Annotated in this window: 25 protein-coding genes; 17 read left to right on the forward strand and 8 right to left on the reverse strand. The window is 66.1% G+C overall.

Features of this window, described 5'->3' with window-relative positions; translation table 11 throughout:
* Window positions 1–36: 36 nt before the first annotated feature.
* On the reverse strand, window positions 37–693 hold the full coding sequence (locus WHX56_RS26070) for a GntR family transcriptional regulator (protein WP_129241186.1): 657 nt from the start codon (window positions 691–693) through the stop codon (window positions 37–39).
* A gap of 157 nt (window positions 694–850) precedes the next feature.
* Here WHX56_RS26070 and WHX56_RS26075 point away from each other — a divergent pair, with 157 nt between their 5' ends.
* From WHX56_RS26075 to WHX56_RS26110, 8 genes are all read left to right on the forward strand, one after another.
* A complete protein-coding gene (locus tag WHX56_RS26075; RefSeq protein WP_129241185.1) occupies window positions 851–1825 on the forward strand; it encodes a Bug family tripartite tricarboxylate transporter substrate binding protein in 975 nt (324 codons plus the stop codon).
* Window positions 1826–1849: 24 nt separating this feature from the next.
* Entirely contained in the window at window positions 1850–3445 is a 1596-nt protein-coding gene (gene ggt, locus WHX56_RS26080) for a gamma-glutamyltransferase (protein ID WP_338879385.1), read from the forward strand.
* 135 nt (window positions 3446–3580) lie between these two features.
* The gene (locus WHX56_RS26085; RefSeq protein WP_287752431.1) at window positions 3581–4303 is read left to right on the forward strand and encodes a 2OG-Fe(II) oxygenase; all 723 of its coding nucleotides are present in this window, start codon (window positions 3581–3583) and stop codon (window positions 4301–4303) included.
* 64 nt (window positions 4304–4367) lie between these two features.
* On the forward strand, window positions 4368–5060 hold the full coding sequence (locus tag WHX56_RS26090; RefSeq protein ID WP_338881841.1) for a 2OG-Fe(II) oxygenase: 693 nt from the start codon (window positions 4368–4370) through the stop codon (window positions 5058–5060).
* A gap of 73 nt (window positions 5061–5133) precedes the next feature.
* Window positions 5134–5409 carry a hypothetical protein gene (locus WHX56_RS26095; RefSeq protein ID WP_129241182.1) on the forward strand — a complete coding sequence of 92 codons (276 nt, stop codon included), beginning with the start codon at window positions 5134–5136 and terminating at the stop codon, window positions 5407–5409.
* Window positions 5410–5442: 33 nt separating this feature from the next.
* Window positions 5443–5952 (forward strand): CinA family protein, encoded by a 510-nt coding sequence (locus tag WHX56_RS26100; RefSeq protein WP_338879386.1) that lies wholly within the window; start codon window positions 5443–5445, stop codon window positions 5950–5952.
* 86 nt (window positions 5953–6038) lie between these two features.
* Window positions 6039–6599: a DUF4142 domain-containing protein gene (locus WHX56_RS26105; RefSeq protein ID WP_129241180.1), complete on the forward strand. Its 561-nt coding sequence runs from the start codon at window positions 6039–6041 to the stop codon at window positions 6597–6599.
* A gap of 119 nt (window positions 6600–6718) precedes the next feature.
* Window positions 6719–6925, forward strand: a complete 207-nt coding sequence (locus tag WHX56_RS26110) for a DNA-3-methyladenine glycosylase (protein WP_338879387.1) — start codon at window positions 6719–6721, stop codon at window positions 6923–6925.
* Between the two features lie 4 nt (window positions 6926–6929).
* Here the strand turns inward: WHX56_RS26110 and WHX56_RS26115 are convergent, their stop codons facing one another.
* Complete coding sequence (locus WHX56_RS26115; protein ID WP_338879388.1) at window positions 6930–7121, reverse strand: hypothetical protein; 192 nt, start codon at window positions 7119–7121, stop codon at window positions 6930–6932.
* A gap of 140 nt (window positions 7122–7261) precedes the next feature.
* Between WHX56_RS26115 and WHX56_RS26120 the strand changes: the two genes are divergently transcribed.
* On the forward strand, window positions 7262–8341 hold the full coding sequence (locus tag WHX56_RS26120; RefSeq protein WP_338879389.1) for a mechanosensitive ion channel family protein: 1080 nt from the start codon (window positions 7262–7264) through the stop codon (window positions 8339–8341).
* Between the two features lie 62 nt (window positions 8342–8403).
* A complete protein-coding gene (gene galU / locus WHX56_RS26125; RefSeq protein ID WP_338879390.1) occupies window positions 8404–9249 on the forward strand; it encodes a UTP--glucose-1-phosphate uridylyltransferase GalU in 846 nt (281 codons plus the stop codon).
* Here galU and WHX56_RS26130 read toward each other — a convergent pair.
* The 3 genes from WHX56_RS26130 to WHX56_RS26140 form a co-directional block, all read right to left on the reverse strand.
* Complete coding sequence (locus tag WHX56_RS26130; RefSeq protein WP_338879391.1) at window positions 9246–11048, reverse strand: hypothetical protein; 1803 nt, start codon at window positions 11046–11048, stop codon at window positions 9246–9248. The two genes, galU and WHX56_RS26130, sit on opposite strands and share 4 nt — an antisense overlap.
* A 144-nt stretch (window positions 11049–11192) precedes the next feature.
* Entirely contained in the window at window positions 11193–11591 is a 399-nt protein-coding gene (locus WHX56_RS26135) for a PRC-barrel domain-containing protein (protein WP_129241174.1), read from the reverse strand.
* 152 nt (window positions 11592–11743) lie between these two features.
* Window positions 11744–11923 carry a hypothetical protein gene (locus tag WHX56_RS26140; protein ID WP_287752424.1) on the reverse strand — a complete coding sequence of 60 codons (180 nt, stop codon included), beginning with the start codon at window positions 11921–11923 and terminating at the stop codon, window positions 11744–11746.
* A gap of 87 nt (window positions 11924–12010) precedes the next feature.
* Between WHX56_RS26140 and WHX56_RS26145 the strand changes: the two genes are divergently transcribed.
* Window positions 12011–12544, forward strand: coding sequence for a DUF421 domain-containing protein (locus WHX56_RS26145; protein ID WP_287752423.1), 534 nt, complete (start codon window positions 12011–12013; stop codon window positions 12542–12544).
* A 159-nt stretch (window positions 12545–12703) separates the two neighbouring features.
* Complete coding sequence (locus tag WHX56_RS26150; RefSeq protein WP_287752421.1) at window positions 12704–13054, forward strand: hypothetical protein; 351 nt, start codon at window positions 12704–12706, stop codon at window positions 13052–13054.
* A gap of 189 nt (window positions 13055–13243) precedes the next feature.
* Here the strand turns inward: WHX56_RS26150 and WHX56_RS26155 are convergent, their stop codons facing one another.
* From WHX56_RS26155 to WHX56_RS26165, 3 genes are all read right to left on the reverse strand, one after another.
* On the reverse strand, window positions 13244–13882 hold the full coding sequence (locus WHX56_RS26155) for a CoA transferase subunit B (protein ID WP_338879392.1): 639 nt from the start codon (window positions 13880–13882) through the stop codon (window positions 13244–13246).
* 12 nt (window positions 13883–13894) lie between these two features.
* Complete coding sequence (locus WHX56_RS26160; RefSeq protein WP_287752417.1) at window positions 13895–14599, reverse strand: CoA transferase subunit A; 705 nt, start codon at window positions 14597–14599, stop codon at window positions 13895–13897.
* Between the two features lie 116 nt (window positions 14600–14715).
* Window positions 14716–15624, reverse strand: a complete 909-nt coding sequence (locus tag WHX56_RS26165) for a LysR family transcriptional regulator (RefSeq protein ID WP_338879393.1) — start codon at window positions 15622–15624, stop codon at window positions 14716–14718.
* Between the two features lie 174 nt (window positions 15625–15798).
* Between WHX56_RS26165 and WHX56_RS26170 the strand changes: the two genes are divergently transcribed.
* The 5 genes from WHX56_RS26170 (at window position 15799) to WHX56_RS26190 (ending at window position 20651) form a co-directional block, all read left to right on the forward strand.
* Window positions 15799–16614: an enoyl-CoA hydratase/isomerase family protein gene (locus WHX56_RS26170; protein WP_338879394.1), complete on the forward strand. Its 816-nt coding sequence runs from the start codon at window positions 15799–15801 to the stop codon at window positions 16612–16614.
* A gap of 14 nt (window positions 16615–16628) precedes the next feature.
* On the forward strand, window positions 16629–17519 hold the full coding sequence (locus WHX56_RS26175) for an NAD(P)-dependent oxidoreductase (protein ID WP_338879395.1): 891 nt from the start codon (window positions 16629–16631) through the stop codon (window positions 17517–17519).
* Window positions 17520–17590: 71 nt separating this feature from the next.
* Window positions 17591–18799 (forward strand): ABC transporter substrate-binding protein, encoded by a 1209-nt coding sequence (locus WHX56_RS26180; RefSeq protein WP_287752410.1) that lies wholly within the window; start codon window positions 17591–17593, stop codon window positions 18797–18799.
* Window positions 18800–18850: 51 nt separating this feature from the next.
* Complete coding sequence (locus WHX56_RS26185) at window positions 18851–19714, forward strand: branched-chain amino acid ABC transporter permease (protein ID WP_338879396.1); 864 nt, start codon at window positions 18851–18853, stop codon at window positions 19712–19714.
* Window positions 19707–20651, forward strand: coding sequence for a branched-chain amino acid ABC transporter permease (locus WHX56_RS26190; protein WP_338879397.1), 945 nt, complete (start codon window positions 19707–19709; stop codon window positions 20649–20651). The genes WHX56_RS26185 and WHX56_RS26190 overlap by 8 nt, the downstream gene beginning before the upstream one ends.
* Window positions 20652–20655 lie beyond the last annotated feature (4 nt).

Below are 20655 nucleotides of genomic sequence, written 5' to 3' on the forward strand. Positions count from 1 at the left end.
TTGCGGATGGCCCCAGTCTAAGCCAGGCCCGGCCCTTCAGGCAGCCTGTTCCAGGAACGCCTGCAAGGCGGGCACGGTATTCAGCACGTGTTGCCGCATCGCCGCCTCGCAGCGCGCCGGATCGCGCGTGCGCAAGGCGTCGATCAGTTCCTGGTGCGATTCGCGCACGCGCAGGACGCGCCCGGGCTGGGCCGCCCACAGGCGCATATAGGGTTCGACGACGGAATGCAGTTCGGATATCTGGCGCAGCAGGCGCGGCTGCTGGCAGAAACTGCACAGGTACTCGTGGAATTCGCGGTGGGCGGTGGTCCAGTCCAGGTCCTCGCCCGGCCCCTGCTCCAGCAGTTCCAGTGAATTCGACAGGCGGCGCAGATGCTCGGCATTCATGTGCAGCACCGCATTGCGCATCGCCAGGCCTTCCAGCACGGAACGCATTTCGAATACTTCCAGCATTTCCTGCTGGTTCAGGCCACGCACCACCGCGCCGCGGTTGGCGCGGATTTCGACCAGGCCCTCGGATGCCAGCCGGCGCAGGGCGCCGCGCACCGGCATGCGGCTGGTGCCGATCTCGGCGGCCACGACCTCGGGCACCAGGCGCTGGCCGGGCGCGTAGCGCCCAAGCCGGATCTCACGCTGCAGGTGCAGGTACGCCTCGTCTTCGGCGCTGATCGCTGTCTTCTGGAATTGCAGCATCGTCGTCCCACGGCTCGGAAAGCCGCCATGATAGATAAACGCAAAAATAACACAAATTGGATCCAATGATCCATGGATGCAAACACCAATAGATGGCGTCCGGTCCATTCCCGTCTAATCCCCTCCACGCTTTCCATAACGCGATCAAGGGGTATCCATGAAGTTTCGTCTCATCCGGGCGCTGGCAGGCGCCGCGGCCATGGCCTTCGCGGCCCAGGCCGGCGCCCAGGCCACCGATTGGCCGCAGCATCCCGTGCGCATCGTCGTGCCGTTCCAGGCAGGCTCGGCCACCGACCTGATCTCGCGCCAACTGGGCGCGGCGCTGTCGACGGAACTGGGCCAGCCCTTCGTCGTCGAGGCGCGTCCCGGCGCCGCCGCCGCCATCGGCAGCGCCTCGGTCGCGCGCGCCGCGCCAGACGGCTACACGCTGCTGATGGGCGGCCCGGCCGCCATCGTGACCAACCGCTATCTGCAAAAGCGCCTGGCCTACGATCCCGACGCCTTCGAGCTGGTGTCGATGGTGGCCTACACGCCCAACATCCTGCTGGCCAATCCCTCGCAGCCTTTCAAGACCCTGCCCGAAATGGTCGCCTATGCCCGCGCCAACCCCGGCAAGCTGACCTATGCCTCCTTCGGCACCGGCACGACCTCGCACATGGCCGGCGAAATGCTCAAGTCGGTGGCCGGCATCGACATCCTGCACGTGCCCTACAAGGGCGCGGGCGAAGCCATCCCCGCGCTGCTGAGCGGCCAGGTGTCGATGTACTTCGACACCATCATGACGGGGCTGCCGCAGGCCAAGAGCGGCGCGCTGCTGGCGCTGGGCATGTCCAATTCCAAGCGTTCGGCGCTGGCGCCGGACATCCCCACCATCGCGGAACAAGGCTACGCCGGCTACGACATCGCGCCGTGGTACGGCCTGGTCGCCCCCGAAGGCACGCCGGCCCCGGTGCTCGACAAGCTCAACCGCGCCGTCAACAAAGTGCTTGCCGATCCCGCGCTGCGCGGTAAGCTGGCGGAAGCCGGCGCCGAGCCCCGCGGCGGCTCCCGCGAGGAATTCGCCGCCTTCATCAAGGCCGAAATCCCGCGCACCAAGCAGTTGATCGACCAGGCCGGCATCACCCCGCAGTAATTTCCACGACGAGCTCCAGTACCCATGTCCTCACCCTTCGATTGGTCCTTTCCGTACGCCTCCCGCAAAATGCCTGTACTGGCCGCCAACGCGGTCGCGACCAGCCAACCCCTGGCGGCGCAGGCCGGCCTGCGCATGCTGCTGGCCGGCGGCAACGCGGTCGACAGCGCCATCGCCACCGCGATCGCGCTGACGGTGCTCGAGCCGGTCATGAACGGCATCGGCGGCGATATGTTCGCGCTGGTCTGGCACGACGGCCGCCTGCATGGCCTGAACTCCAGCGGCTGCGCGCCAGCCGCCTGGACGCCGGAATATTTCAGCGGCCGCGACGCCATGCCCGGCACGGGCTGGGGCACGGTCACCGTGCCGGGCCAGGTGGCCGGCTGGAAGACGCTGTCCGACCGCTTCGGCAAGCTGCCTTTCGCCAGGCTGTTCGAACCGGCCATCGCCTATGCCGAAGAAGGGTTCGCGGTATCGCCCACCATCGCCCGCCAGTGGGCGGCGCAGGCGCCCAGGCTGGCGCAGGAACCGGGCTTTGCCGCCGCCTTCCTGCCCCAGGGCCGCGCGCCCCAGGCCGGCGAATGGTGGCGCTTTCCGGCGCAGGGCAAGACGCTGCGCGAGATCGCCGAAAGCGGCGGCGAGAGCTTCTACCGGGGAGAACTCGCCCGCAAGATCGCCGACTTCGCCAGCCAGACCGGCGGCGCGCTCAGCGCGGTGGACCTGGCGGAACACCGCCCCGAATGGGTCGCGCCCATTTCGCAGTCGTTCCGCGGCTACGAACTGCACGAGATCCCGCCCAACGGCCAGGGCATTTCGGCGCTGATGGCGCTGGGCATGCTGGAACAGTTCGACCTGGAAAGCATGGGCCGCGACAGCGCGGACTACTATCACGTCAGCATCGAGGCCATGAAACTGGCCTTCGCGGACCTGCATCAGCACGTCGCCGATCCGCGCCACATGCGCACCGACGCCAACGCCCTGCTGGACCGTTCCTACCTGGCCGAGCGCGCGCGCCTGATCTCCATGGACCGCGCCAGCGTGCCGGTGGCGGGCACGCCGGCCACCGGCGGCACGGTGTACCTGACCGCGGCCGACGCCGGCGGCACCATGGTGTCCTTCATCCAGTCCAACTACCACGGCTTCGGCTCCGGCGTCGTCGTGCCGGACACCGGCATCAGCCTGCACAACCGCGGCCTGAACTTCGTGCTCACGCCCGGCCACGCCAACCAGGTCGCGCCGCGCAAAAAGCCGATGCACACCATCATCCCCGCGTTCGTCACGCGCGGCGGCCAGCCCGCGATGTCGTTCGGCGTCATGGGCGGGTCGATGCAGGCGCAAGGGCATTTGCAGATGGTCACGCGCCTGGCCGCGTTCGGCCAGAATCCGCAGGCCATGAGCGACGCGCCGCGCTTCCGCGTGGAGAAGGGTCCCGTGGTGAACGTGGAATCGCACTTGCCCGCGGACGTGGTCGACGCGCTGCGCGCCCGCGGCCACAACGTCGCGGTGGCGCCCGCCGACAGCCTGGAGTTCGGTTCGGCGCAATTGATCTGCCGCCTGCCGCAGGGCGGATACGTGGCCGCCTCGGATTCGCGGCGCGACGGTCAGGCCGTAGGGTTCTGATCCCGGGCAGGCCCCAGGGCGCGGCCTGCGCGCCTTGGGGCCTGCCCCGGCGGTCCCATCGCAAGAAACGGAGCCCCGGGCCCGCGCCCGCGATCTACACTGGACGCGTTGCCCACGAACATCCGGTGAAAGACCATGGAATCCAGTATTTCCCCTGGCCTGGACGCTGTCGAGGGGCGGGATTGGGAAGCCATCGGCCGGTCGCTCGACCGCCACGGCAACGCCGTGCTGCCCGGATTTCTCAGCCCCGCCCAATGCCGGATGCTGGCGGCGCTGTACCCGCGCGAGGACGGCTACCGCTCCCGGATCGTCATGGCGCGCCACGGGTTCGGCCGCGGCGAATACAAGTATTTTTCCTACCCGCTCCCGCCGCTCGTCGATGCCCTGCGCCATGCGCTGTATGCCCGGCTCGCGCCGATCGCCAACCGCTGGAACCGCCTACTGGGCCTGGACGTGCAGTACCCCGGCGCGCTGGACGACTTCCTGGCGCGGTGTCACCGCGCCGGGCAGCATCGGCCGACGCCCCTGATCCTCGAATACCGCGAAGGCGACTACAACTGCCTGCACCAGGACCTGTACGGCGAACACGTGTTTCCCTTGCAGACCGCGATATTGCTGTCCGAACCCGGAAAGGACTTTACCGGCGGCGAATTCGTCATGACGGAAACCTCCTCCGGCGGGCAGGTGGCCGAGGTGGTCCCTTTGCGTCAGGGAGACGCCCTGGTATTCACCGTGAACCGGCGCCCCGTCGCCGGCAAGCGGACCGGCTTGCGCAAGGCCGCCATGCGGCATGGGGTCAGCCGGCTCCTGGGCGGGCGGCGGCACACGCTGGGGGTTATCTTCCATGACGCGAGCTGAGGCCATGCAGGCGGAACTGCCCCTGGGGCCGCCCCCCGACGTGGACAGCCCGATCCCCCTGGGCATGGGCGCGCCCGTCATCGACGGCCTGGATTGGACCGGCATCGCCGCGCAACTCGACGCGGAAGGCTACGCGCTCCTGCCGCGATGGCTGGCGCCGGAACAGGCGCGCGCGCTGGGCCGCCAGGCCGCCAGCCTCCGGCGCGCGCCGCTGGCGCACGGCGGATTGGGCCAGGGCGACCTCTGCCGTTTCCCGGCCGGGCTGCCCGCGCCCTTGGCCGGGTGGCGCGAAGCCCTTTACCGCCATCTCGCTCCCATCGCCAACCGCTGGAGCGAGCGGCTGGATTCCGCTTATCGCTATCCCGGCGAACTGGCGGACTTCCTGCGGCGCGGCCGGCAGGCGGGCCAGGCGCATGCGCTGTCGCACCTCAGCCTGCTGCGCGAAGACGGCTACGTGGCGCTGCACCAGCGCGGCGAAGGCGCGCACGTGTTTCCCTTGCAGTGCGTCGCCCTGCTGTCCGAACCCGGCCAGGATTTCACCGGCGGCGAATTCGTGATGACGGAACAGCGGCCGCGCATGCAGTCGCGGCCCATGGTGCTGCCCTTGCGGCTGGGCGACGCCGCCCTCATCGCCACCGCGCACCGCCCCGCCCGCGGAACCCACGGCGATTACCGGGTCAACCTGAAGCACGCCATCAGCCGCGTGCGCGGCGGCGAGCGCGTCGGGCTGGAACTGTCCTTCCACGACGCGCCCTGAATGCGGGGCCGGCACGCCGCTTGCTGCACAGCCTGGGCCATCCCTGGCTGGCTCAGCCATTCGGAGAACCGTCATGCCCCGCTCGCCCTCCCCCTTCCGCCCCGACCTCGAGTCCGAAGAGTCGACCCGCCCCGACCTCGGGCCGAGCGATTCCTCCGATTCGGCCAGCGACCTGCCGCCGGACCTGGTCCATACCGACAGCGACTCGCAAGGCACCGGCGACCGCGAGAGCGCCAATCCGCGCGACCGCGACCATGAGGGCGCCGACATCGGCGCCGACCACGTCACCGACGCGGAACACGCCGGAGTCTCGCGCAGGCGGCCCGACCCAGTGCGCAACGGCGGCTAGGCCGCGGACACCGGCCGGTCCGCGCCATCCGCCATGAACGCCATTGAACGGGTCGCAGCCTTTATGCATGAACACGGCTTGACCCTGGTCACCGCGGAGTCGTGCACGGCGGGCCTGATCGCCGCCACGCTGGCCGACGTGCCCGGCGCCGGTTCGCTGCTCGACTGCGCTTTCGTGGTCTATTCGCCCGAGGCGAAGGCGCGCTGCCTAGGCGTTTCGGCGCGGACCCTCGCGCGGCACAACCTCACCAGCGAAGCGGTGGCGCGGGAAATGGCGCAAGGCGCTTCGCGGAAAAGCCCGGCGCTGGTCGCCATTTCGAACACAGGCGTCACGGACTCCATAGACAGCGACATTCCGGCGGGCACGCAATGCTTCGCCTGGGTCTTCAAGGCGGGCCGCGCCGACGCGGCGCCTGCCGTCTATTCCGAAACCCGGCGATTCTCCGGCAGCCGGAACGGCATACGGCAGGCCAGCGCCCGCTACGCGCTGGTCCGCCTGGCCGAGTACTACGCCGGACTGGGCGGCGGCCCGAACCCCGGGTGAGCGGGCCCTTCGCCGGGAACGACGATTGCTGGCGGAGGTTGAACACCGGCTCTCAACGGCGCCTCGCGCCCAACTTGGAGGTTTCCATGAAAACCCGTTACCTGACCGCTACCCTCCTCGCCACGATGACGCTGGCCGCCGCTCCCGCGGCTCAGGCCCAGACGGCGCCGCCGGCGGCTCCCATGGCGTCGGAAGCGAAACTGGACAGCGCCGATCGCGACTTCCTGGAAAACGCGGCGCAAGCCGGCAATATGGAGGTCGCGGGCAGCAAGCTCGCCCTGGAAAAGGCCCGGGATCCGGACGTAAAAGCCTTTGCGCAGAAAATGATCGAAGAACATGGCAAGGCCGGCCAACAGCTTGCGTCGCTCGCGCAAAGCAAGGGCTACGAAGCGCCAACCGAGCCGTCCCTGGTGCAGCAGGCGAAGCTGAAAGCGCTGGGCCTGCGCGACGACAGCTTCGACAAGGCGTACATCGACGAAATCGGCGTATCCGCGCACCAGGACGCGGTCAAGCTCTTCGAAGAGGCCTCGAACGAGGTCAAAGACCCGGACGTCAAGCAATTCGCCACACAGACCCTGCCCGTCCTCCAGCAGCACCTGGAGATGGCGCAGGCCCTTCAACAACGGGCCAACGCGGCGAAGCAATGAGCGCCCGGCCAAGGCGGCAGAAAGCAGGAAGAGGGACTGACACGCGCACTGCAGGCGTGTAGAGAACGATAGGGTAGCTGCGGGACACGCATATGGATCGAGAGGAACTATTGGCACAAATGATCGCCACCCCGGCGGCCGATCGAAGCTTTCAGGATTGGCCCGAAGTACTGGCCAATTACGCGGAATGCCTGGCTGCGATCCAGCCCAGGCTCCGCCGCGAGGAAATGGACAGGCTGATCCAGGCGGGTGCGGATTTCTACCGCACGCTGGCGCGCGCCGAACAGTACCGGCGCGCTTCCGTGTGGGACGAGCCTCCTCCCTAGCGCCTCAATCGTAGGAATGCCGGCGGTATGCCTGCTTCACATACCGCTTCAGCTCCGCCTCGACCGACACGACCGGCGCCACCGACTGGGGGTCCATCAGGCGCCGGGCGGCCTCAAGCGTGCGTTGCGCCCTGAGTTCTCCCTCGCTCAATTCACCGGAAGGCTCCACCATCGCACTGCGCTCGAACTTGTCCATGACGACTCTCCGAAAAGGCTGGGGAATGCAGCAGCCGACCGGATCAGCAAACGCCGTGCCCGCCGCCGCCGGAAGTCCCGGCGCGGGGCGCCGGCCGGCACGCCGCTTGCTGCACCGCCGGTTTCCGCCCTGGAGACGGCATGCACGCAGACTGGCTTTCCGGCATCCCCGCGCTTCCGGATCATCCCATCATGCTGTGGGCGTTCGCGCTCACGGCGGGCGCTGCCCTGTTCTTCGCGATGAGCGCCGCGTTGCGGATCCTGCGGTCCCGCCTGCGACAGCGCGCCGAGACGCCCGGGCACCCGCTCGCGAGGTCGTTGTCCGAAGTGTTGCGCCGCACGAACAGCGTCGTGCTGCTGATCCTGTCGATGCTGATCGGCGCCGCGATCGTCGGCGCGCCCCTGCCCTGGAGCGGCAGGAACGCCCAGCATCTCTGGTTCGTCCTGCTGACGCTGCAGATCGCGCTGTGGCTGGACCGGGCGGTGGACGTGGGGCTGGATCACGCGCTCGCCTCGCGCGGGCAAGTGAGCACGGTCACGGCCACCCTGTTCCGGTTCCTGCTGCGCACCTTGGTGTCGGTCATCGCCCTCCTCGCCATGCTGGACAACCTGGGGGTGAACATCACCGCGCTGGTCGCCAGCCTGGGCATAGGCGGGGTCGCTGTCGCGCTGGCCGTGCAGACCATCCTGAGCGATCTTTTCGCATCGATTTCGATCGGGCTCGACAAGCCCTTCGAGGCGGGCGACTTCATTGTGTTCGGCCAGGTGGCCGGCAGCATCGAACACGTCGGCCTGAAGACGACGCGCATCCGCAGCCTGGGCGGCGAACAGATCGTCTGCTCCAACACGGAGCTGCTCAAGCAGACGATCCAGAACTACAAGCGCATGCAGCAGCGGCGCATTATTTTCACCGTCCGCATCACCTACATGACCGATGTCGACCGCGCCGCCGCCGTGCCGGCGCTGATCCGCGGGCAGATCGAACGCCAGCCCGACACGCGCTTCGACCGCGCGCATCTGGCCCGCTTCGGCGAAAACGCCCTGGAATACGAGGCCGTGTACTACGTAATGACGGCCGACTACAACCGCTACATGGATATCCAGCAGAACATCAACCTGGGCATCATGCGCGACCTGGACGCCGCGGGAATCGCGCTGGCGCTGCCCGAACGCATCGTGCACCTGCCGCCCGCCGCGCCGTCCGATGAAGCCCCCGCCTGACGCCCGCCGTCCTGGGCACGGCGTTTGCTATACCCCGGCACCACATAGACCGAGGGGCTCAAATGAAGCGCATCCGTATTGCCGTTTTCCCGGTGGCGGGCCTGGGAACCCGCTTTCTCCCCGCCACCAAGGCCATGCCCAAGGAAATGCTGCCGGTGGTCGACAAGCCGCTCATCCAGTATGCCGTGGAAGAGGCCGTCGCCGCCGGCTTCACGGAACTCGTGTTCGTCACCGGCCGGAACAAGCGCGCGATAGAAGACCATTTCGACCGGGTCCCGGAACTCGAACTGGACCTTGAAGCAAAGAACAAGGTCGCGCTGCTCGATTCCGTCCGCAATGTCCTTCCGTCGCACGTCAACTGCGTCTATACCCCCCAGCCCGCCGCGCTGGGTCTCGGCCATGCCGTGCTGTGCGCGGCGCCTATCGTGGGCGACGAGCCTTTCGCGGTATTGCTGGCCGACGATATGATCGACGCGCCCGCCCCCGTCATCGGGGAAATGGCGAAGGTGGCGCGGGAGTTCGGCGGCAGCGTCCTCGCGCTCCAGAAAGTCCCCCCATCCAGCACGCGCCAATACGGCATCGTGTCGGGATCGCCGCTGGCCCGCGGCGTCCTGAAGCTGAACGGCATGGTGGAAAAACCGGACCCGGCCGACGCGCCCTCGGACATGGCGGTGGTCGGGCGGTACATCCTGGATCCGCGCATTTTCGACTGCCTGCGCCGGACGCAGCCGGGCGTGGGCGGGGAAATCCAGTTGACGGATGCCATCGCCGCGCTGCTGCGCGAGAACGCGGTCTTCGGATACGAGTACGAAGGCACCCGGTATGACTGCGGCAGCAAGGCGGGCTTCTACCAGGCCACCATGGAAATCGGCAGGAAATACCACGGGCTGGGCGAGCGGAACGCCTAGCGGACCGGCTCCGGCGGCAATGCCCGCTCCAGCAGGCCGGCCAGTTGCGCCAGGCCCGCCTCGAGCGGCCCGGAGATGTGGACGCGCAGGCACGGCCGGCCCCGCGCGGCCAGTTCCTCCATGTCGCCCAGCGCCTGCGCGCGCTGCGTAGCGGAAAATCCCAATGCCTGGCCGGGCGCTTCCAGTTCGGCCGGCGCATCCGCCGTAATGAACAGAAACCGTCCGCCCGCGGGTCCTCCCTTGTGCAACTGCCCGCAGGAATGCAGATAGCGGGGGCCGAAGCCGCCCATCGTCGCGGCCCCGGTGGCCTGCCTCAGCCGGCCCCGCATCGACGCGAGCCACGTCTCGTGCCCGGCGTCCCGCGCGACATAGGCGAGCAGCGCGGCGTAGCCGCCCGCGCCCAGGCCGCCGAAGCAGGACGCCAGCAGTTGGGCCGCCGATGCGGCGCCCTCGAACTCGCCATGAAAAGCGAGCGCGCCCTCGACCAGCAACGGCTTCCCGTCCGCGGCGCCGATGCCGGCCTGATGGCGCGACGCCAGGGCGCGAGTGCGGACCTTGCTCGCCTCCACGTCTGGCTGGTCGAACGGATTCACGCGCAGGACGGCGGCGGCGACGGCGGTGGCCATCTCCCAGCGGAAGAATTCCTGGCCCAGCAGGCGGGCCGACGGCAGGTCGCAGCGCAACACCGGAAAGCCCGCGGCCGCCAGGCTCCGCACGTGGGCGTCCAGTTCCGCGCACGGCGCATCGCTTTTCGCAAGATGGACGAACAGGCGGTCGCGCCCATAGTCGGACGGACATCCGACGGGCTCATGGTCCACCGGGACGATGCCCCGCCCGTCCTTGCCGGTGGACTCGGCCAGCAATTGTTCCAGCCAGCAGCCCAGGCTTTCCAGTTCGGGATTGGCCAGGATGGTGAGCTTGTCGCGCCCGCCTATCGCGGCCTCGCCCAGCAACGCCCCCAGCAGCAGGCCCGGATTGGCGCGTTCCGGCGTTCCCGCCGCGCAGGCGCGCAGCATGGGCCGGGCGCCGCGCAGAAACGCGGCCGGATCGTGGCCCAGAAGCGCCAGCGCAACCAGGCCGAAGGGCGACAACACGGAATTGCGCCCGCCCACCGACGGCTCTCCATCGAACACCGCGGCATAGCCTTCCTCGCGCGCGCGGGCGTGCATGGCCGACCCGGGATCGGTAATGGCGACGAACCGCCTGCCCGCCTCCTGCCGTCCGAGCTTCCGCGCCAACTGCTCATGGAAGTAGGAGGCCAGCATGCACGATTCCAGCGTCGAACCGGACTTGCTCGCCACGATGAACAGGCATCGCGTCAGGTCCACGGCGGACTGCAACGCCAACACTTGCGCCGCGTCGGTGGAATCCAGCACGTGCAGCCGCAGCCCTCCGCCACCGACGCCCAGCGTATGGACCAGCACGTCGGCGCCCAGGCTGGCGCCGCCCATGCCCAGCAACACCGCATCCGAAAACCCGGCGACGCACAGCCGGCGGCACACGGCCGTCAGGTGGCCGAGTTCCCGGGGCGCCGTTCCGGGCCTCAGCCAGCCCAGCCATTGTCCTTCGTCCGAGCCTGTCCACAGCGTCGCGTCGCGCTCCCACAGGCGCGCCATCCACGCTTCGCTTTCCGCTTGCGCCAGCCGCAGGCGGACCCGGCGAGCCAACGGCGGCGGCACGTCGAAGGAAAAGCCGTTCAGCGGCGGATCCCGCCGCGCGGGGCGCGCGGCAACGCTTTTCCCAACGGGATTGCGGGCGCGCGCCGCGGAATAGGAGTTGAATTGAAGATGACCGTGCATGGCGGAAGGCCGGCCGACCGGCATGGGACGAGGGACGCTGGGGAAACGAAGTTCCGGCGGAGTGAACACGCCGGGTTCCGCGCAGACAGGCGGAACCCGGCGAGAGCAAGGCGGGCATGGCCGCGGCCCCGCCGGACGCGCCGCCTACCAGTAGGGATCCTGGTTGTAATACTTGTGCAGGCTCAGGGCCCAGGTCTCGTCCGCCATCCTGGGCCAGTCGTCCTTGTCGAAGCCCGGCGCGTTCTTCAGGACTTCCTTGTCGATGTTCAGGACGAAGCACTTGCGGTCCGTGTCCAGCGTCAAGGCGGCCCAGGGAATGGCGAACAGCTTGTCCCCCATGCCCAGGATGCCGCCGCGCGACAGGACCGCGTAGGCGACGCGGCCCCGGGGAACGTCGATCATGATGTCCTTGATGGACCCCAGCTCCTCTCCCCCGGCGTTGTAGACGTCATTGCCTTCCAGGGTATCGGCCGCCATGATCTCGGGGCCCGGGCCGGTGGGCGAGCCCTTGGGTCCGCCAACGATATTGGTTTGATGCTCCATGCTGCTCTCCTGTACGGGGCCAGTCCCCGCGTTGAACTTCGGTTTCGGCGATACCGCCGCGCCGTCTTCCCGCATGCCTGCGCCTGCCGGGTCTTCCGATCCGGCACGGGAAGCAAACGCCGTGCCCGCCTCGCTCTGCCGGATGGGCGGTTTCAGACCTTGCTTCGCGCGCCGGCGCCGCGATTACGCTGGCTCTGCTGGTCCTGTCCCGTGCCGATCTGCGCGACGTGGCCTTCCTTCTTGGTCCGGTTCTGCACATCGCGATGACTGGCCTGGGCCTCGCGCGGCGTATCGTCGCCGGACGGATTGGGCTTGCTCTCTTTGGATTTCATGGCGGGCCTCCTTGGGTGGACGGAATCCTCGTTCCGTAGCAAGCGTCATGCCCGTCCCCGGGGCACGGCGCTTGCTTCGCCTGCGCCATGGACACATTCATCGAAGTCTTCGCGCTGCAGGCGGGATTTGCCGAGATGGCCATCCGCGGCACGACCATGTACTGGGTGCTTTACGCGTTGTTGCGGATTTCCGGACGGCGCGACCTGGGCTCCCTGGGCATGGCGGACATGCTGGTCCTGGTGCTGGTGGCGGACGCCGCCGGCAATGCAATGTCCGGAGACTCGTACTCCATGGGCGACGGCATCATCGTGGTCGCCACCATCGTCGGCTGGAGCTATCTGCTCGACCGGCTGGGCTACTACGCACCCCCAGTGCGCCGCCTGCTCGAACCGCAGCGCGTCTGCCTGATCCGGTCCGGCCGAGTGCTTGCCAGCGGTCTCAAGCGCGAACACATCACGCGCAGCGAACTGATGGAGCAACTACGGCTCAAGGGCATCGCCAACCTGGCGGAAGTCGAAAGGGCCTACCTCGAGTCGAACGGCGAATTCAGCGTGATCCGCGCCCCGCGCGCGTCCGGCGACGGGCCTTCCACGCTGGACGACGACGACCGGTCCGACTGAGTCCACCGTCCGCCGCCTTGGCCTTTTGGCGCAGATATTCCATATGCCGGTACATTTTTCCGATGCCGCTCCGGGCCATCCATCGGCCAACGCGCGCGCCGAGCAATGGGCATGGCGCTTGCGGATCCGCCCAGGCCCATTCCCACAAGGAGCGTACCCATGAAGATTCGAGCCCTCACCTATGCGCTGGCCCTGTCGGCAGGACTGGCTTCGGCGGCGGCGTTCGCCCAGTCCGCGACACCTTCCTCGCCGTCCAATACCCCGAACGACGGCACCGCCGTCCCCCCCAACCAGCCGGTTCCGCCGGGGCAAATACCGCCCGCGCCAAACGCGACGCCCAATACGCCGGCCAATCCGCCCAACCTGGACAAGCATGGCCAGATGAAGTCGGACAGGCATACGAACGGAAAATCGGGCCACCACCGCGAAGCCAACGACAATGTGCCGAGCACGCCGAGCGGCGGCGCCGCGCCGCCTCCCGGATACCCGAACACGGGCGGCTCGAAGTAGACGAACCCGCCGGGTCATCGCCTGGGGCGGGCGCCGAAACCGTCGCGACACGGACGGAATGGAAAAGCGCGCCCGCCGATTTTCTCCCTACTGAAGAAAGCGTTTTGGCTGCCGGCAGACACTCACGTCCGGCCGGCGCGACGGTTTCGCGGCTCCGCGGAAAGGAAATAGGTTTGTTTCAAAGGAACCCTAAGCAAGTTCAAAGACTAGGCGAGGCTCCGTTTTTTCCTGTAATGCCTCGCGCGACACACCGGGCGCCATCTCCGTCACCACGAGCCCTTTTTCGCTGACGTCCATCACCGCCAGGTCGGAAATGATTCTATGCACAACGCCTCGGCCGGTAAGCGGCAAAGAACATTCGTCCAGAATTTTCAGCCCACCGTCTCGCGTGTTGTGCTCCATGAGCACAATCACTCGACGGGCGCCGCCGACCAGATCCATGGCCCCGCCCATGCCTTTGACCATTTTCCCGGGAATCATCCAGTTGGCCAGATCTCCCCGCACGCTGACCTGCATGGCTCCCAAGATCGTGAGATCCATATGGCCGCCCCGGATCATGGCGAACGACATCGACGAGGAACAGATCGATGCGCCGGGCGCCATGGTCACCGTTTGTTTGGCGGCGTCGATCAGGTCGGGGTCGATTTCATCCTCATAGGGAGGAGGCCCGATGCCGATCAGCCCGTTCTCCGATTGCAGCCAGACCTGCATGTCGTCGGGAACATACTGAACTACTTTCGTGGGCAGACCTATGCCCAGGTTTACATAGTCGCCGTCGTGCAGTTCCCGTGCAGCGCGCGCCGCCATTTGCTCATGTGTCCAAGCCATCGCGGATTCTCCTTATTGGGGCCGTGAACGGAAACTCTTGCGCTCGATACGCTTTTCCGGATTGGGCACAACGACGATGCGATCGACGAAAATTCCGGGCAAATGCACTTCGTCGGGGTCGATGTGTCCTTCGTCCACCAGATCCTCCACTTCAGCGATCGTCACCGCTCCGGCCATCGCCACGTCAGGATTGAAGTTTCGCGCCGTGCGCGCGAAGACGAGGTTGCCGGAGCGATCCGCACGTTTCGCCTTCACCAGCGAGACATCCGGGCGAAGCGCCAGCTCCATGATGTAGGTTTGGCCGCCGAACTGCCGCGTCTCTTTGCCATCCTCGACGACGGTGCCTACGCCGGTTCTTGTAAAAAAAGCTGGAATTCCCGCACCACCCGCGCGCAGGCGCTCGGCCAATGTCCCCTGGGGGTTGAACTCCAATTCCAGTTCACCGCTCAGGTACTGCCTTTCGAACTCTTTGTTCTCGCCCACGTATGACGCGATCATGCGCCTTATCTGGCGCGACTGCAGCAGCAGCCCCAATCCGAAATCATCGACACCGGCATTGTTGCTGATGCAGGTCAGATTGCAGACGCCGCTGGCGCGCATCCCCTCTATCAACGCCGAGGGGATGCCGCAAAGGCCAAAGCCTCCCACGGCAATGGTCTGGCCGTCCATGATCACCCCGTCCAGGGCGCCGGCCACATCTCCGAATATCTTTCTCATTCTCTAACCGAGTTATTGGGGGTTGAGTGCGTGGTTTAACCCCCCAGATACTAGGGACTCGAGCAGTTCGGAACAATGGATTTGCCGCAACCTTATTGTGCAATTCTGCACAGTGATCACGAGGGGGGGTAGAAAAACTCCGGCTGGGATTCGACTTGCTCCCGGATGAAGCGCCAAGCGAACTGGTAACGCTTGATCCTCAGCAGGTCTTCCGGGGCCGCGATCCAGAGACTGCGGGTGATAAGGGGCTTATCGGGAAAAACGCTGATCAGGTCACCGCTCCGGATATTCGCCACATAGGGCGTGAGCAACACCAGCCCCAGCCCGGCCGCGGCGGCTGAGCGCTGGGCGAGCACGCTGTTGGAGGTGAAACATCGCTTGGGCTGGGAGACCAGCTCCTCGAGCACGCGATAGCGCTCGCTGACCGAACCATCGTGGATATAGTCCACGAAATCATGCTGGGCGAGGTCGCCGAGTTCGCGAATGGGAGGATGCTCCTTCCTGTAGGCGGGAGAGCAGTACAGGAAGTAATCGATCTGCGCGAGCTTGGCGACTTTATAACGGCCCATCTCCGGCGGATCGAGCGTGACCAGTATTTCGACTTCCCGCGTCACAAGGCTGGGGAACTGGGGCTGGGCCATCAATTCTATGCGCAGCCCGGGATGCTTCTGGCGCAACTGGGCCATGCCAGGCGCAAGGACGTGTATGCCGAACGCCTCCGGGGTCCCCACGCGCACGTTCCCCTTGATGAAGTCCGCGACCTCGAGGCTCTCCTCCACCGCCGCGAGCAGCGCGCTTTCCATCTTCTCCGCGTGGGGGATCAGCGCATGGCCGGCATCCGTCAACGAATAGCCGCTGCGGCGCCGATCGAACAGGACCACGCGCAACGTCGCTTCGAGCCGGTCGATACGGCGCGAAACCGTGGAGTGCTCGATTCCGAGTTTCTCTCCCGCATCGGAGATCGTGCCAAGCCGGGCGACGGCAAGGAAAACTCTCAGGTCGTTCCATTCGGGGTGCTTGTCCATGGCTCATTGTGCATCAGCGCACAGTAAGGGTGCAACGGTGACCTTTGATAAAGCGAATGCGGATCGCACAATTGCGCCAGCAGCTACGCGCAAGAAGGCGCGTTTCCGCCGGCCTCGGGCGCACGCAACGCCGAGACCGTCCGCCGAATTACCTGTCTGGAGTTGGAGTCGAGGATGACTGAAAGCCATCGCTATAAGAACTACACGGCAATCGAATTTGACCGTCCGCTGGAGCGCGTCCTGCGCCTGACGCTGAACAATCCCGAGCGCATGAATTCGCTGGATTCAAGGGGCCACGCCGAACTGGCGGAGGTCTGGCGCGAGATCGACACCGACCCGGAAGTGAGCGCCGTGGTGATCCGCGGGGCCGGACGAGCCTTCTCGGCCGGCGGAGATTTCCGCATGCTCGAAGAAATCAACGATGATTTCAAGGCCAGGGCCCGAGTGTGGCGCGAAGCGCGCGATCTTGTCTACAACATCATCAACTGTTCCAAACCCATCGTCTCCGCCATTCATGGCCCGGCGGTCGGCGCCGGCCTGGTCGCTGCCTTGCTGGCCGACATCTCGATCGCGGCGAAATCCGCCCGCATCGTGGACGGCCATACCAAACTGGGCGTGGCCGCGGGCGACCATGCAGCCATCATCTGGCCATTGCTGTGCGGCATGGCAAAGGCCAAGTACCACCTGATGCTCTGCGAACCCGTAAGCGGCCAGGAAGCCGAAGCGTTGGGCCTGGTTTCGCTGTGCGTAGAAGATGATGCGCTTCAGGAGAAAGCGCTGGAGATCGCGGGGAAACTCGCGGGAGGCGCGCCGGCGGCGCTGCGGTGGACCAAGTATGCCCTGAACAACTGGCTGCGCCAGGCCGGCCCCATCTTCGATACTTCCCTCGCGTTGGAATTCATGGGCTTCGGCAGCCCCGAGGCCAGGGAAGGCGTGAGCGCGCTGCAGGCACGGCGCCCGTCGAAGTTCGACCCGGACATCGCCGTCTAGGCGGAGCGGATCGCATGGAATCGATCAAAACGGTAGCCTTCATCGGCGCGGGAAACATGGGCGCGCCGATGGCGCGCCGCGCATGGCGCGGCGGTTTCGATGTCATGGTCTGCGATATCAGTCCAGCCACGCGGGAAAGTTTTTCCCGCGAAGGCATCCCGACGACCGCCGACGTGGCGGACTGCGCCGCCGCGGACGCGATCATCGTGCTTCTCGCCAATGACGCTCAAATCACGGACGCCCTGCTGGGCGAGCGCGGGCTGGCAAACGCGATTCCGCCTGGCCACCGCCCCGTCGTGTGCATGATGAGCACGACCCTGCCCGATACCCTGCGGACACTCGAAGCGCCGCTGGCCGCGGCGGGTGCGCGCCTGATCGACGCGCCAGTGAGCGGCGGCATCGTCGGGGCCCGGGATGGCACGCTCACGCTGATGCTGGGCGGCAGCCGGGCCGACATACAACAGGTGCGACCGCTGATGAGCACGATGGGAAAGCGAATCTTCCATTGCGGCGCCCTGGGATCGGCCGAGGTCGCCAAGATCATCAACAACATGCTGTGCGTGACCAATATGTTCCTGACCGCCGAAGCCATCGAATTGGCGCAAGCGCACGGGGTGGCCTTCGAAGATCTTGCCCCCATCCTGGCCGTCAGCACGGGAATGAACTTCCTGACGGCGGACGCGGCCGTGGGGCGGGCGCAGTACCGCGCGTGGGCCCCGAGCGAGGACGCTTATCCGGCCATCCACCGCATCGTCAGCAAGGACCTGCATCTGGCCCTGGCACTGGGCGATCTGGCCAGCCTGGACCTGGGTCTTCTCAAGCAGGTTTCCAGCTACGTGGACGACGGCGGCCCGACGGCCGCCGCCCGTTGGACACACGCGGGGCAGGCATCCCGCCGCGCGTGACGACATACCGGAAATCCGGTAAGGCCGGCTCGTGCCGGCATCACTACACCTATAAATACGGAGACTACAGGATGAAGAACTTCAACAGCGTTCTGGTTGCAGCATCGTTGGCGGCAGCCTCATTCACGTCGGGCGGCGCCTTCGCGCAGGAATCCAAGACCCTGATACTGGGTGTGTCCGCACCGATGTCGGGCGCCGCGGCAACCTGGGGACTGGGACAGGAATGGACTGCCAAACAGGCCGCCAGGGAGATCAACGACGCCGGAGGCGTGAAGATCGGCGGCACGACCTACAAGTTCGAAGTCCGCGCCTACGACAACAAATACAACGCCGCCGAGGGAACCAAGGTCGCGCAGAACATCGTGAATCGCGACAAGTCGCGTTACGTCGTCGGCAGCATCGGCACCGCGCCCATCCTGGCGCTGCAGTCGCTGACCGAACGCAACCACGTCATTCTGTTCACGTCGGCCTGGGGCAAGACCGTGAAAGGGCCGACCAAGCCTTATACGCTGACTCAATCGGCGACGCCCTTCGAAATCCTGGAGCCGCTGTATGCCTATGTCAAGGACAAGCACGCTTCCATCAAGACGGTCGCGATGCTCAATCCCAACGACGCGACCGGCAAGGAAACCGAACCGGTCGCGCAACAGGCGTGGGAAAAACTCGGCGTGAAGGTGGTGTCGGTCAACTGGTACGAACGCGGCACCACACAGTTCCAACCCATTGCGCAGAAGCTGGCCGCGGCGAAGCCGGACGTCATCGACCTGGGCGTCTCGCCGCCGGCCGATGCGGGCGTCCTGTTCCGGGAATTGGGCGTCCTGGGCTGGAACGGCGTCAAAGTGCAGCCGGTGGGCACCGGCGCGGCGCAGCTCGTGGACATCGGCGGCAAGGCGGCCGACGGTGTGTACATGGGTTTCTCGGGAGATTACGCCGGCGGACAGGCGACCAGCAAGCAGCGTGAGCTCAACGAAGGCATGAAGAAAGCCGTCGGCGAATCGCTCAACCCCTTGCAGCTTGCGCCCTACGACTCTGTCTACGCCCTCAAGGCAGGCATGGAGGCCGCGCAAAGCATCGAGCCCGCCGAGATCCTGAAAGTCCTGCCCAAGATCATCTTCGAAACCTCTTACGGTAAGACCGCATTCGGCGGCGAGGCAACTTACGGATCGCCCCAGCAATTGCTGGTCCCGGTCATGATCACGCAGATCCAGGATGGCAAGCTGGTCGAAGTCGAGCGCGTGGTTCCGGAGGAACTCCAGAAACGCCTGGCCGCAACCAAGTAAACAAAATACCGGACGGCTATAAGTCGGGGGGGAGACAAGTTGGACGTTTACATGCAATTGACCATGAACAGTATGCAGATCGCCGCGGCGTACATACTGTTCTCGCTGGGTTTGACGCTGATATTCGGTGTCATGCGGATCGTCAACTTCGCGCATGGGGAATTCTTCACGCTGCCTTTGCTGGTCATGAGCGTGACGGTGCCGCTACTTGTGGGCGCCAAGTTGCCGCTCGTCGTGTCGTATGCGCTGAGCGGCGCATTGGGAATTGCCTTGACGCTGTTGTTGGGGGGACTGATCTACAGGTTCGCGCTGCAGCGGTTCCAGCGCGACATGACCGGATCCTTCGTGGTTTCGGTCGGTCTCTCCCTCTTGCTCCAGGGCATATTCCTGGAGTCTTTTGGCGGCGTGCCGAACAAGCTGCCCGCGCTGGTCGAGGGCACCGTGAACATCCTGGGCGCCTACATCACCGTCCAGCGTTTGATCATCACGTGCTGCGCGCTGCTGGTGGCCGGGCTCATGTGCTGGACCATCGTCTCCAGCCGCCTGGGCAAGGCTTTGCGCGCCGTGTCGGAGGACCACGAGGCGGCCATGCTGCAAGGCATACCCTACCGGCGGATCGCCCTCGCCGGCTTCTTCATCGCAACCGCGCTCGCGGCGATCGCGGCGGTCCTGCTCTCTCCCGTGACGGTGTCCAGCCCCAACATCGGCAGCGACTATCTCATCCGGGGTTTCATAGCAATCGTGATAGGCGGGCTGGGCAGCATACCCGGCGCGATCCTCGGCAGCCTGCTTATTGCCGTCATCGAGAGCCTGGGCGGCTACTACTTCGATCCCACCTGGGCCACGATCTCTATGTTCGCGTTGACCATGTTTGTACTTCTCGTTCGCCCGAAGGGAATTCTCGGAAATGGCTAAACCGCTACTCGCTCCCGCAATCGCCTCGGCCGGCCTGGTGCTGCTGGCCGGCATCCTGCTACAGGGTGGCGGCCTCGCCGCCAGCCTGGTCCTGTGGCTGGCCATCAACGTGTTGATCACCGCCAGCTTCCGTTTCGTCACGTTGATAGGCGAGCTCAACTTCGCCGTGGCCGGTTTCGTCGGGCTCGGCGCGTATATGGCGGGCGTCGGAACCGTGACGCTGCAATGGCCCTTTCTGCTTGCATTGGCCGCCAGCGCCGTCTTCGCGGGGCTGGTCAGCCTGGTGTTCGGCTACATCACCCTGCGCGCCAAGGGCCCCTATTTCATGCTGATCAGCTTCGCCTTCACGGAAGTGGTCCGCATGATCTACACCAAGACCGAGGCGATCGGCGGAAGCTCCGGGATGGTGGGGATCTTCCCGCCCGCCTATCTCGAGGACTACTTTCCCGCCGTCGTGGTCGCGGTAGTCCTCGCACTGCTCTGGGCGCTGTGGTTCATCGAGAAGTCCGATTTCGGAAAAGTCCTGGTGGCCATCCGCAATAACGATGCCATCGTCGAGACCGTAGGCATCAACGTGCATTTGACCAAAGTGCTTTGCCTGGCGGTCTCCTCGTTCGTGGCTGGAATCGCCGGCGCCCTGCTGGCCTTCTCGAACAACGTGATCAGCCCGGGAGACTTCGGCTTCCTGCTCGCGGTGTACGCCCTGGCCTATTTGAAGGTCGGTGGAGAGTCTCATATCCTGGGCGCGATGATCGGGGCAATCGTACTGACCCTGCTCGGCCAGTTCGCCCTGAGCTTCGGTCCCTACGAGCATATTTTTTACGGCGCGGCCATCGTCGTCTCGGTACTGCTGATGCCGGGCGGCCTGATCGGCCTGGACCGTTGCTTCCGCAAGCGCGCGCCACGGCTGACCGCTGCGGCGAAACCTCAAGCCTGAGGTC

This window comes from Achromobacter veterisilvae (assembly GCF_037619525.1).
GTDB lineage: Bacteria > Pseudomonadota > Gammaproteobacteria > Burkholderiales > Burkholderiaceae_B > Achromobacter > Achromobacter veterisilvae.